Source organism: Nocardia sp. NPDC051030, from assembly GCF_040683015.1.
In the GTDB taxonomy this organism is placed as follows: Bacteria; Actinomycetota; Actinomycetes; order Mycobacteriales; family Mycobacteriaceae; genus Nocardia.
Window position 1 is genome coordinate 192,112 of sequence record NZ_JBFBCD010000007.1, and the last position, 12,841, is coordinate 204,952.

Annotated in this window: 12 protein-coding genes; all 12 read left to right on the forward strand. The window is 66.2% G+C overall.

Translation table 11 applies throughout. The features are described from left to right. Positions 1-105: 105 nt before the first annotated feature. The 12 genes from AB0N05_RS24485 (at position 106) to AB0N05_RS24540 (ending at position 12,838) form a co-directional block, all read left to right on the forward strand. Positions 106-2,412, forward strand: a complete 2,307-nt coding sequence (locus AB0N05_RS24485) for an MMPL family transporter (RefSeq protein ID WP_364698162.1) — start codon at positions 106-108, stop codon at positions 2,410-2,412. Between the two features lie 92 nt (positions 2,413-2,504). Next, on the forward strand, positions 2,505-2,852 hold the full coding sequence (locus tag AB0N05_RS24490; RefSeq protein ID WP_364698163.1) for a hypothetical protein: 348 nt from the start codon (positions 2,505-2,507) through the stop codon (positions 2,850-2,852). A gap of 88 nt (positions 2,853-2,940) precedes the next feature. Next, positions 2,941-3,516 (forward strand): TetR family transcriptional regulator, encoded by a 576-nt coding sequence (locus AB0N05_RS24495; protein WP_364698164.1) that lies wholly within the window; start codon positions 2,941-2,943, stop codon positions 3,514-3,516. Between the two features lie 559 nt (positions 3,517-4,075). Further along, on the forward strand, positions 4,076-4,729 hold the full coding sequence (locus AB0N05_RS24500) for a response regulator transcription factor (protein ID WP_364698165.1): 654 nt from the start codon (positions 4,076-4,078) through the stop codon (positions 4,727-4,729). 138 nt (positions 4,730-4,867) lie between these two features. After that, positions 4,868-6,631: a biotin carboxylase N-terminal domain-containing protein gene (locus AB0N05_RS24505; RefSeq protein WP_364698400.1), complete on the forward strand. Its 1,764-nt coding sequence runs from the start codon at positions 4,868-4,870 to the stop codon at positions 6,629-6,631. A 76-nt stretch (positions 6,632-6,707) separates the two neighbouring features. Then, on the forward strand, positions 6,708-7,346 hold the full coding sequence (locus AB0N05_RS24510) for a TcmI family type II polyketide cyclase (protein WP_364698166.1): 639 nt from the start codon (positions 6,708-6,710) through the stop codon (positions 7,344-7,346). Beyond that, on the forward strand, positions 7,343-8,620 hold the full coding sequence (locus AB0N05_RS24515) for a beta-ketoacyl-[acyl-carrier-protein] synthase family protein (protein WP_364698167.1): 1,278 nt from the start codon (positions 7,343-7,345) through the stop codon (positions 8,618-8,620). Before AB0N05_RS24510 ends, AB0N05_RS24515 begins: the two co-directional genes overlap by 4 nt. After that, positions 8,617-9,864, forward strand: coding sequence for a ketosynthase chain-length factor (locus AB0N05_RS24520; RefSeq protein ID WP_364698168.1), 1,248 nt, complete (start codon positions 8,617-8,619; stop codon positions 9,862-9,864). The genes AB0N05_RS24515 and AB0N05_RS24520 overlap by 4 nt, the downstream gene beginning before the upstream one ends. Positions 9,865-9,881: 17 nt before the next feature. After that, complete coding sequence (locus AB0N05_RS24525) at positions 9,882-10,148, forward strand: acyl carrier protein (protein WP_364698169.1); 267 nt, start codon at positions 9,882-9,884, stop codon at positions 10,146-10,148. Between the two features lie 26 nt (positions 10,149-10,174). After that, positions 10,175-10,960 carry a 3-oxoacyl-ACP reductase FabG gene (fabG, locus tag AB0N05_RS24530; protein WP_364698170.1) on the forward strand — a complete coding sequence of 262 codons (786 nt, stop codon included), beginning with the start codon at positions 10,175-10,177 and terminating at the stop codon, positions 10,958-10,960. A gap of 32 nt (positions 10,961-10,992) precedes the next feature. After that, a complete protein-coding gene (locus AB0N05_RS24535; protein ID WP_364698171.1) occupies positions 10,993-11,931 on the forward strand; it encodes an aromatase/cyclase in 939 nt (312 codons plus the stop codon). 4 nt (positions 11,932-11,935) lie between these two features. Then, positions 11,936-12,838 (forward strand): alpha/beta fold hydrolase, encoded by a 903-nt coding sequence (locus AB0N05_RS24540; protein ID WP_364698172.1) that lies wholly within the window; start codon positions 11,936-11,938, stop codon positions 12,836-12,838. The last annotated feature ends 3 nt before the right edge of the window (positions 12,839-12,841 follow it).

Below are 12,841 nucleotides of genomic sequence, written 5' to 3' on the forward strand. Positions count from 1 at the left end.
CGGCATGGTTGGGCATTGACCCGGTACCGAAAGTCGTATCTACTAGTAAATCGAAGTTACTTCGAAAATCGAATGAGTAGCGAAACCGATGAAGGGAAGCATCCGATGTCCAGGTACCTGTATCGCTGGGGACGATGGGCCTACCGCAGGAAATGGGTGGTCCTACCGATCTGGCTGCTGGCGATCGCCGCACTGGGAGTGCTCTCACAGACCGTGAAAGAGCCCATGGTGGACGACTTCTCGATGCCCGACCTACCCTCGCAGCGCGCCACCGAGATCCTCGACAAGCACTTCCCGGGCATGTCGGACGCCTTCAAATTCGATGCGGTCACCGGCACCTACGTCGTCGCCGCACCGGCCGGGCAGCGGCTCACCGATCCGGCCAACCACCGGGCGCTCGAGGCGCTGATCACCAAGCTGAACGGCCTCGACATCGTCGATCACGGCAAGCCGATCGCCGATCCGATCACCGCGGCTGCGGACCACGGCTGCCTCACCGACGACCGGGCCGCCACCGACTTCGCCGGTAAGTGCAATGGCGTCGCGCTCAATGTCCTGAACAAGACGACACCCGACACCGTCGCCTATCTGACGGTGCCGTTCACCATTCACAAGGCCGCCGATGTCACCAAGGCCCATCGCACCGCGGCCTATGACGTGGCCGGCGACGCCCGGGCCGCGGGCCTGACCGTCGAGTTGAGCGGTTCCATCGCCTCGGAGCTGGCACAGCCCGGCGGCGCGGCCGAGGGCATCGGCTTCGGCGTGGCACTGGTGGTGATGATCATTTCGTTCGGCGCGCTCATCGCCGCGTTCGTACCGATCGTGACCGCCATCGTCGGCGTGGTGACGGCGACCTTCCTGATCGCCACCGGCACCTCGGTCATCTCGGTGCCCAGCTTCACCACGTTCCTGATGCTGATGGTGGGTATCGCACTCTCCATCGACTACGCGCTGTTCATCGTGTCGAGGTTCAAACACGAACTGGCCGTACAGGGTTCGCCGGAGGAGGCGGCGGGCAAGGCGGTCGGCACGGCGGGTTCGGCGGTGGTCTTCGCCGGGAGCACGGTCATCATCGCGCTGACCGCATTGAGCATTGTCGGTGTCCGGTTCCTGACCTTCATGGGCCTGGGCGGCGCGATCGCCGCGGCGTGCGCGATCCTGGTCGCGCTCACCCTGATGCCCGCACTATTGGGAGCACTGGGCGGGAAGCTGTTCAAGCCGCGCCTGCCACTGGTCGCCCGGCATGATCCCGAGGACGAGAACTCGGTCACCAATGGCATGCGGTTCGCCCGGCTGATCGGCCGCGCACCCGCGGTCGCCCTCATCCTCGGCGTGCTGGCCCTGGGGCTGCTCGCGGCGCCGGCGACCAAGCTCAGCCTGGGCCTGCCCGGGGATGACAGCCAGCCCCGCACCTCGACCGTCCGCAAGGCCTACGACCTGCGCACCGAAGGATTCGGCGAAGGCAGCAATGGCGTCTTGAAGGTGGCCGCCGATCTGAGCGCGGTGCCCGAGGCTCGGCGCGATGCCGCACTGGACGCGCTGCGCCGGGAGCTCGGGTCGTATTCGGACATGGACTATGTCACCTCGGCGGTCAAGAGCAAGGACAGCCAGGGCGCGTTGCTCGACGCGGTCCCGAAGTCCGGTCCGAACAAACAGGTCACCAAGGATCTGGTGAAGCAGGCGCGCAATGCCGAGTCGGCGCTGCGGTCGGAGTACGGCATCGAATACGGCGTCACCGGAACCACGGCGATCTTCGCCGATATGGATGGGGTGCTGCTCGGCAAGATCCTGCCCTATATGGCGATCGTGGCCGGAGCGGCGTTCATTCTGCTCATCCTGGTGTTCCGGTCGATCCTGGTGCCCGCCACGGCGGCGCTGGGATTCCTCCTGTCGATGGCGGCCACCTTCGGGGCCACGGTTCTGATCTTCCAACAGGGCAAGCTGGGCCTGGTGTCGGATCCGCATCCGATCGTCAGCTTCCTCCCGATCATGTTGATCGGCTTGGTGTTCGGGCTGGCGATGGACTACCAGGTGTTCCTGGTGACGCGGATGCGCGAGGAATACGTGCGCGGCCGCAAGCCCCGGGACGCGATGGTGAGCGGCTATCACCATGGCGCGCGGGTGGTCACCTCCGCCGCGATCATCATGATCTCGGTATTCGGGGCCTTCCTGCTCGAAACCGACACCACCGCGAAGATGATGGGCTTCGGCCTGGCCACCGGCGTCCTGCTGGACGCGTTCCTCATGCGCATGGTGGTGATTCCATCGCTGCTCGCGCTGCTCGGCGAGGCGGCCTGGTGGCTGCCGAAGTGGCTCGATCGGATCCTGCCGAATATCGATGTCGAGGGGGCGACCCTGCAACAGGAGCAGCCCGGGAACGCGACCCGGCCGGAACCGGTGACGGTGCCATAGCCCGGCGGCAACATCGGGCCGGCGCTCCCGGGGAGAGCGTCGGCCCACGTTGGGGGACAACACATTTCATTCCGGGGGCAACAAGGAGTGTTGTGCGCAATGAGGAATGGAACGAACATCGCGACTGCGCGGGCGAGATCGAATCTCTCACCCGCACGCTCAATCGGCTCATCGAGTTCGCCGAGGAGCGCGATGGCCGTCGCTACACCAATCGCGAGATTGCCGCGGCGGCAACGACTCTGGGGTATGCGATGAGCGCCGCCGAGCTCTCGCACATCCGGCTGGGCCGGGTTCGCAATCCCGGCTTCCGTAAGGTGGAAGGTATCTCGCTGGCCCTCGGTGTCGACATCCGGGCTTTCCTGGTGGATCCACGGCATAACCCGTGCACCGGCCTGGACGAACTGGAGGCGCCTCCGGCGCGGCAGTCAAACCCGGAGTAAGTCCGTATTCGGAGCGACTGCGATCAAATATCAAGTAGCCATGTACGACGATATCGTAGTCAGTACAGTTTTGCGCTAGACTCACGGCATGACTGGTCGAGGTCTCCGGGAACGCAAGAAGGCCCAGACGCGAAAGCGGCTGGCAGAAGTGGCTTTTCGCCTGTTCCAGGAGCGCGGCTTCGACGGTGTCACCGTCGCGGAGATCGCCGACGCGTCCGATGTGGCGGTCAGCACCCTCTTCTCCTACTTCCCCAGCAAGGAAGCCTTGGTCTTCGACCAGGACGACGATCTCGAGAATTCACTCATCGCCGCCGTGCGGAACCGGTCGCGGGACGTCTCGATCATCGATGCGCTCGAGACGCACCTGAGCGCACCGCGACCGAAAGCCGCCGACGGCCCCACGCCCGCAGACTTCACCGCGCTCGTGAATACCACACCGGCACTACAGGAATACGCCGACCGGATGCACCGCCGGTGGGAGCGCAGCCTCGCGACCGCCATCGCGGAAGAGGCCCAGTTGCCCCCGGGCGACCCGGCCGCGACCGCGCTCGCGCGCTTCGCACTCGACACCCGGCTACTGGCCGGCATGAACCCGTCACCGGAGACGTCACTGCGGGCGATCTTCGATCGGCTCCGGCACGGCTGGTCCGATTTCGGCCGGTAGCCGCGCCGTCGCCCGCACCAGAATTGAATACAGAGTTCCCTTGCGATATCGCCGGGAATCAATTCATTCGCTCGCGCCGCGTGCAATTCTTTTTGCGCCCTTTCGCCTATTTCAAGGCAAATGAACCGCAACCATTCTCAGAATAGTGAATCACTTACGCGCTTGTGAAGCGAGTCACAATAGCGCTAAATTTGGCTTGCGATAGAATCCGAGCGGGAGGATAGTGGATTCGCGCCCGCGATCAAGTTTTCTTCGATCGCAATGAAATCGGAGCATCAGGGGGGCGGAAACCATGTTCCGGCGGCGATGTCTTGCATCGGATGCATGCGACGGCTGATCACGAGTCGGCCTCGTGTGGGTTCACGAGAGAATGGAACAGAGAATGTCTGCAATTCGCGGGAGAACTCTTGATCGCAATCCGGCAGGGTCGGACATCCGGGATTCACCACATCGGCTGGCCTCGACCTCCACCGGGAATATTCTCACCCCTGTACCAGGATTGTCGGCCAAGATAGGCAATCGCCAGGCAATCGAGGCGCGGGCCCAACGAATACTGTTGGTGGAGAACAATGACACCGAGCGCGCGGCGCTCACTCAGAAACTGATCCGGCAGGGCCACACGGTGATGAGTGCCGCCGATGGCGAGGCGGCGATCGATGCCAGCGGTGACGCCGATGTCATCCTGCTGGATCTGGAACTGCCCGACCTGGACGGACTGGAGGTATGCCGCTCGATCCGGGCGATGACCGATACGCCGATCATCGTGGTGACCGAGCGCGCCTCCGAGCTGGACTGCGTGCTGGGGCTGCAAGCCGGAGCCGACGACTATATCGGAAAGCCTTATGGATTCCAGGAACTCATCGCTCGGATGAACGCGGTGCTGCGTCGTAGCCAGCCGGCGTCCCGGTCCACCGCGGGTGTGATCGAGGTCGGCGGGCTGCGTATCGATCCGCACACCCGCGAGATCACTCTGCGCGGCCGGCACGTCTCGACGACGCGCAAGGAATTCGAACTGCTCTCGATCCTGGCCGAGCATCCGGGCGCGGTCGTCTCGCGGGCGGACATCATGCACCGGGTCTGGGGGGACTCGTGGTCGCGGCGGACGGTCGACACCCACGTCAGCAGTCTGCGCGGCAAGCTCGGCGATACCGATTGGATCGTGGCCGTGCGTGGGGTGGGATTCAAATTGGGTACCCCGGGAATACGTTCCTGACATTCCTCTGACGTTGGGCTGGGAACCACTGGAGATTCTCCGACCGACGGTATCGAACATGTAGAAGAACTGAATAACGTGATCTTGTGCCGCTGTCCGACGCGGGAGAGGCTGTATCCAACGGCGGAATAACATGCCATATGTGCGGAGGCTGGTGTGCACAAGATTCTCATTGCCAATCGCGGCGAAATCGCGGTTCGAATTATCCGAGCCTGCCGGGATGCGAATATTCCCAGTGTTGCCGTTTATGCCGATATCGATCGCGACGCCCCGCACGTCCGGCTGGCGGACGAGGCTTTCGCGCTCGGCGGCGACACCCCCGAATCGACTTATCTCGATATTGCGAAGATCCTCGCGGCGGCGGATCGGGCGGGCGCGGACGCGGTACATCCCGGATACGGATTTCTCGCCGAGAATGCCGAATTCGCCGACGCGGTGGTGGCCGCGGGCCTGATCTGGATCGGTCCCTCGGCCTCGGTCATTCGCGAATTGGGCGATAAGGTGAGCGCTCGCAAGGTGGCGCAGCGGGCGGGAGCGCCCCTGGTACCCGGCACGGCCGATCCGGTCACCGGCCCCGATGAGGTGGCCGAGTTCGCCCGGCGGCACGGTCTGCCGGTGGCGATCAAGGCGGCATTCGGCGGCGGTGGCCGCGGCCTCAAGGTCGCGCGCTCGATGGAAGAGATCCCGGAACTGTTCGAGTCCGCGGTGCGCGAGTCCACGGTCGCCTTCGGCCGCGGCGAATGCTTCGTGGAGCGTTATCTGGACCGGCCGCGGCATGTCGAAACCCAGTGTCTCGCTGATCGATTCGGCACCGTGGTGGTGGTCTCGACGCGGGACTGCTCCTTGCAGCGACGGCATCAGAAACTGGTGGAGGAGGCCCCCGCGCCGTTCCTCACCCCTGCGCAGCGCGCCGAACTGGTCGCGGCCTCCAAGGCCATTCTCGCCGAGGTCGGCTATGTCGGGGCGGGCACCTGCGAATTCCTGGTGGCCGCCGACGGCGGCATCTCCTTCCTGGAGGTGAACACCCGCCTGCAGGTCGAGCACCCGGTCAGCGAGGAGGTCACCGGCCTCGACCTGGTCTGCGAGCAGCTGCGACTGGCGGCGGGCGAGCCGCTCGGATACGACGACCCGCAGCCGCGCGGTCATTCCATCGAATTCCGCATCAATGCCGAGGATCCCGGCCGCGGCTTCCTGCCCGCGCCCGGCACGGTCGCGACCTTCGCACCGCCGTCCGGGCCGGGCATCCGGGTGGACAGCGGGGTCGAGGCGGGCAGCGTGGTCGGTCCCGCATGGGATTCGCTGCTCGCCAAGCTGATCGTGACCGGAGCCGATCGCGATCAGGCGCTGCGCCGCGCCGCACGAGCCCTGCGCGAGTTCGAGGTCGGCGGTCTGGCGACGGCACTGCCCTTCCATCGCGCGGTCGTGGCCGACCCGGATTTCGCCTCGGCGGCCTTCCGGGTGCACACGCGCTGGATCGAGACCGAATTCGACAACACCATCGCGCCATTCGACCAGGACGCGCAGGGCGCGGCGGAGCCGTCGCCGCGCGACACCGTGGTGGTGGAGGTGGCCGGGCGCCGCATCCCGATCACACTGCCCGCGGCGCTGCGGGCCGCCACGGGCACGCCGTCGAATCCTGTTGTGCGGCGCACGGTTCGGGGTGGACAGCGCAAGCTCGCGGCGTCCGGGGACGTCTTGAGCGCGCCTATGCAGGGCACCGTGGTGAAGGTCGCGGTGGCCGAGGGCGATCGAGTCGACACGGGTCAGCTGATCCTGGTGCTCGAGGCGATGAAGATGGAGCAACCCATCACCGCCCACAAATCCGGTGTCGTCACCGAATTGGCGGCGGGCATCGGCGACAGCATCGGCGGGGGCACCGCCCTGTGCCGGATTGCGGATTGAGTGCCGGATTGCGGATTGAGTGCCGGATCGCCGGCCGAGGCATCGAAATATCAACGGGATGGGAGCAATACAGCACATGGACACCATCGTCAGCGTGGGTCGCATGGACCACGGTTCGACGGACGCGGTCGCCCGGCTTTTCGCCGAATACGACGCCGCCGCCGTCTCCGGCGGACTCATTCGCCGCCAATTGTATTCGTACAACGGCCTTTTCATTCACCTCCGAGACCTCAAGGACGCGCAGGACGACGAGACCGGAACGGCGGCCGACCGCTTCCGATCCGACCTGGCCACCTTCGTCCATCCGCTCGACGGTGATCGCGGTGCGCCGCGACGCTTCTACCTGTGGCAGGGCACCGTCACCGGCTCGGTCATCGGCCTGCATTCGACGATCGTGGTCAATCGCATGGCCCCGAAGGACTCGGACGAGGTGGCGGGCCTGTTCGCCGAACTCGACGCCACCGACTTCCCGGTCACCATGGGAACCCGTCGGCGCCAACTGTTCTCGCGCGAGGGCATCTACTTCCATATCCAGGACTTCGAACGAGTCGATGGCTTCCAGCTGATCGACAAGGCGTGGCGGGACTCCGATCCGCGGTTCATCAAGATCTGCGATGAGCTGGAGAACTACATCGACCGCTACGACCCGCAGACCTATCGCACCCCCGCCGATGCCATCGCGGCCAGGTTCTACGAATGGACGGTGGCGGCGTGAGCGGGAACAGACGCCGGGTCGCCGTGACCGGTCTCGAGGTGCTCGCACCGGGAGGCGTCGGCGCCAAACAGTTCTGGGAATTGCTCAGTGCGGGGCGGACCGCCACGCGCGGCATCACCTTCTTCGATCCCACCCCGTTCCGCTCCCGGGTCGCGGCGGAGATCGACTTCGATCCGGAGGCACACGGTCTCACCCCGCACGAGGTGCGGCGGATGGATCGGGCGGCACAGCTCGCCGTCGTCGCGGCACGCGGTGCGCTGGCCGACAGCGGCCTCGATACCGAGGCGTTCGACCCGTACCGGATCGGGGTGGCGGTGGGCAGTGCGGTCGGCGCGACCATGCGCCTGGACCAGGACTACAAGATCGTCAGCAATGGCGGCCGCCTGGATCTGGTGGATCATCGCTACGCCGATCCGTACTTCTACAACTACTTCATCCCGAGTTCCTTCGCCGCCGAGGTGGCGCTGACGGTCGGGGCGCAGGGGCCGAGCACGGTGGTGTCCTCGGGCTGCACCTCCGGTCTGGATTCGGTCGGCTACGCGGTAGAGCTGATCCGCGAGGGATCCGCCGATGTCATGATCACGGGCGCGTCCGACGCCCCCATCTCGCCCATCACCATGGCCTGTTTCGACGCCATCAAGGCCACGACTCCACGCTTCGACGAGCCGGAGCGGGCATCGCGTCCCTTCGACGGCACCCGCAATGGCTTCGTCCTCGGCGAGGGTGCGGCCATGTTCGTGCTCGAGGAACTGGAGGCCGCCCGGGCGCGCGGTGCGCACATCTATGCCGAGATCGCCGGGTACGCGACCCGCAGCAATGCCTACCACATGACCGGTCTGCGTCCCGACGGCGTGGAAATGGCCGAGGCCATCCGGGTCGCGCTGGACGAAGCGCGGATGAACGGCGACGCGATCGACTACATCAACGCGCACGGCTCGGGCACCAAGCAGAACGATCGGCACGAAACCGCGGCATTCAAGCGGAGTCTCGGCGAGCACGCCTATCGGACACCGGTGAGCTCGATCAAATCGATGGTGGGTCACTCCCTGGGCGCGATCGGTTCCATCGAGATCGCGGCCTCGGTGCTGGCCATGGAGACCCACGTGGTCCCGCCGACCGCGAATCTGCACACACCCGACCCCGAATGCGATCTGGACTATGTGCCACTGACCGCGCGGGAACACACCACCGATGCCGTGCTCACCGTGGGTAGCGGTTTCGGCGGATTCCAGAGCGCCATGGTGCTCGCTCGACCGGACAGGAGCATCGCATGACCGCCGCGGTGGTGACGGGAATGGGGATCGTCTCCCCCAATGGCACCGGGCTGGACGACTTCTGGACGGCGACAACGAACGGGGACGGGGCCATCGGGCCGCTCACCCACTTCGACGGCTCCGGCTATCCGGCCACCCTGGCCGGGGAGATCCGCGGCCTGAAGGTCGAGGAGTCGCTGCCGAGTCGGCTACTGCCGCAGACCGATCGGGTGACGCGGCTGTCGCTGGTGGCCGCCGATTGGGCGCTGGCCGACGCCGGACTCGATCCCAAGATGCTGCCGGAATTCGATATGGGTGTGATCACCGCCAGCTCCTCGGGCGGATTCGAGTTCAGTCAGCACGAACTGAAGAACCTGTGGAGCCGCGGCGGTGAATATGTCAGCGCCTACCAGTCTTTCGCCTGGTTCTACGCGGTCAATAGCGGCCAGATCTCCATTCGCAATGGCATGAAGGGACCCAGCGGGGTGGTGGTCACCGAGCAGACCGGTGGCCTCGACGCGCTCGCCCATGCCCGCCGCCAGATTCGGCGGGGTACGCATGTGATCGTGGCGGGCGGGGTGGATGCCTCGCTGTGCTCGTGGGGCTGGGTCGGGCTGTGGAGCAGCGGTCGGCTCAGCACCGCGGTCGATCCGGCAAGCGCGTACCTGCCGTTCGACGATCGCGCGGCCGGATTGGTGCCCGGTGAGGGAGGCGCGATCCTGATCATGGAATCGGCCGACGCCGCGCGGGCCCGCGGTGCGCGGAGCTACGGCGAAATCGCCGGTTACGCGGCGACATTCGATCCGCGACCGGGTAGCGGCCGCGAACCGGGGCTGCGCCGCGCGATCGAGTCGGCGCTGGCCGACGCCGGTATCGGCCCTGCCGAGGTGGATGTGGTTTTCGCCGATGCCGCCGCCGATCCGGAGCTCGACGGCATCGAAGCCGATGCGATCTCCGCTGTGTTCGGGCCGCACGGGGTTCCGGTCACCGCCCCGAAAACGATGACCGGGCGGCTGTACTCCGGTGCCGGATCGCTGGATGTGGCGACGGCGCTGCTGGCCATCCGGGACGGCATTGTCCCGCCGACGGTGAATATCGCACCGTCCCAGCGCTATCCGCTGGATCTCGTGGTCGGCGCACCGCGTCGCCTCGCGGTACACACCGCGCTCGTACTGGCCCGCGGCCACGGCGGATTCAATTCCGCACTGATCGTTCGTTCCGATTCTCAGCGTCGAGAGTCTTTGTCTCACAGCAGTGTTCGATAGTCATCTAGGAGCTCCACATGTTCGACAGAGAATTCACCCTCGATCATCTCAAGCGCATCCTGGCGGAGGGCTCCGGTGTGGACGACGGCGTCGACCTGGACGCCGACATCCTCGACACCGAGTTCGAGCAGTTGGGTTACGACTCGCTGGCCATGCTGGAGACAGCCAGCCGGGTGGAGCGCGAATTCGGTGTGTCACTCGATGATTCGACGCTCACCGAGGCGCTGACGCCGCGCGCGTTCATCACCGCCGTCAATGCGGGCGTCCCCGCCCGCACCGCGTAGCCGCCCGAGCTCGAGGAGAACTCATCATGACCCAGCCCACCACTCGTGTCGCCCTGGTCACCGGTGCGACCAGCGGAATCGGTCTCGCGGTAGCGCGGCAGCTGGCCGCGCAGGGCCATCGCGTATTCATCGGCGCGCGTACGGCCGAGAATGTCGTGTCCACGGTGAAGCAATTGCGCGAGGAAGGCCTGGACGCCGACGGCACCGATGTCGATGTCCGCTCCACCGATTCGGTGCAGCGGTTCGTACAGGCCGGTGTCGCCGCCTTCGGCGAGATCGACGTGCTGGTGAACAATGCCGGAATCAGCGGCGGCGGCGTCACCGCCGACGTCCCGGAAGACCTGTGGGACAACGTGATCGACACCAACCTCAATAGTGTCTTCCGGCTGACGAGCGCCGTGCTCAATACCGGTGGCATGCGGACGAAGAACTGGGGCCGCATCATCAATATCGCCTCGACCGCCGGGAAGCAGGGCGTCGTGCTCGGAGCGCCGTACTCCGCGTCCAAGCACGGTGTCGTCGGGTTCACCAAGGCGCTGGGCAATGAGCTCGCGCCGACCGGAATCACCGTGAACGCGGTCTGCCCCGGGTATGTCGAAACGCCCATGGCACATCAGGTGCGCAAGAACTACGCGGCCCTGCAGAACACCACCGAGGAGGCCGTCCTCGCGAAGTTCCAGGCCAAGATCCCGCTCGGCCGCTACTGCACGCCGGAGGAGGTCGCGGGGATGGTCGGCTACCTGGCCTCCGACACCGCGGCCTCGATCACCGCACAGGCGTTGAACGTCTGCGGTGGCCTGGGCAACTTCTGACTCGAAACCGATACCATCTCAAGGAGTTTGGCATGTCACAGTCCGAACAGCACGAGGTCGAACACCAGATCACCATCGACGCGCCGGCCGACCGGATCTACCGGCTCATCGCCGATGTGGAGGGCTGGCCGCAGCTCTTCGGACCCACCATCTACGCGGACTACCTGGAGCGCGGCGAGCGCGAGGAACTCATCCGGATCTGGGCGACCGCCAATGGCGAGGTCAAGAACTGGACCTCGCGGCGCGCACTGGATCCGGACCAGTTGCGGATCGACTTCCGGCAGGCGGTCAGCGCCGCACCGATCGCCGCCATGGGCGGCGCGTGGGTGATCGAAGCGGTATCGGACACCCGCTCCCGAGTCCGGTTGCTGCACGACTACCGGGCCGTCGCCGACCATCAGCTCGGCTGGATCGACAAGGCGGTCGACCGCAATTCACGCGCCGAGCTGGCGGCCCTGAAAACCACTGTGGAACACCTGGATTCGGATCCGGAGGCGATGTTCTCCTTCGAGGACACGGTGCACATCGACGGATCCGCCTCCGACGCCTTCGATTTCGTCAATGACGCGCAATTGTGGGTGGACCGGCTGCCGCACGTCGCCGCGGTGCGATTGGACGAGGCGGCGAATGGGCTGCAGACCCTCGAGATGGAGACCCGTTCCACCGACGGCGCGACGCACCTCACCAAGTCCTATCGGGTCACCTTCCCGCACCGCAAGATCGCGTACAAGCAGGTCACCATGCCCAAGTTGATGACCCTGCACACCGGGTACTGGACCTTCCGGGCGACCGAGACCGGCGTGGCCGCCTCCTCACAGCACACCGTGGTGCTGAACACCGGCAATATCACGGCGGTGCTCGGCCGAGACGCGAACGTGGCCACGGCGCGGGACTACGTCCGTAATGCGTTGAGCACCAATAGCACCGCCACGCTCACCCTCGCGAAACACTATGCGGAGAGCGGTCGGTGACGGCATGCGGCGCCAATCCTCGGTGAGCACGCTCACCCGATCGGCCGGTATCGAGCCGGTCGTGCTCGACGCCGGTGACATGCGGCTCTCGGCACTGCTGGCACTGCCCGGCGACGCCGCGCCGCGGGCCACCATCGTGGCGCTGCACGGGGCCGGAATGAACTCCCGCTACTTCGACGGCCAGGCCCATCCGGGACAGTCGCTGCTCACCCTGGGCCGCGACCTCGGATTCGCCGTACTGGCCGTGGACCGGCCCGGCTACGGACAGTCGGCGACCGGGGCGGGCTACTCGTTGCGGGCCCAGTCCGCGGCCATCCACAAGGCCCTGCGGGACTTCGAGAATCGCTATCCGGCGGGGGCGGGGCTCTTCCTGCTGGCGCATTCGTTCGGCGGCAAGGTGGCGCTCACCATTGCCGCGGACGCCATCGGCGGGGACCTGCTCGGACTGGATGTCTCCGGCTGTGGTCGCCGATTCGCCGCCTCGGTGGATTTTCCGCTCGATCCGGCGGGCGAGCGCTCCCGCAACTGGGGGCCGCTGCGGCTGTATCCGCCGAGCACCTTCCGCGCCAGTGGCGAGGCCGTCACGGCCACGCCGCCACGCGAACTGGCGGAGGCACTGCGCTGGCCGGCACAGTTCGCGCGCCTCGCCGACCGCGTCACGGTGCCGGTGCGGATGACGTTCGCGGAGTTCGAGACCTGGTGGCGGCACGATCCGGAGGCGCTCGACGAGTTGCGGGCGTGCCTGGTGAACTCGCCGCACGTGGTGATCGACCGGCAGCCGGATGCCGGGCACAACATCAGCCTGGGATCGACCGCGCGGTCCTACCACCTACGGGCCCTCGCCTTCGCCGAGGAATGCCTGGCCCGCGCCGAACTCGGCGGCACCCTGACCCGCACCGGGTCGTGAACG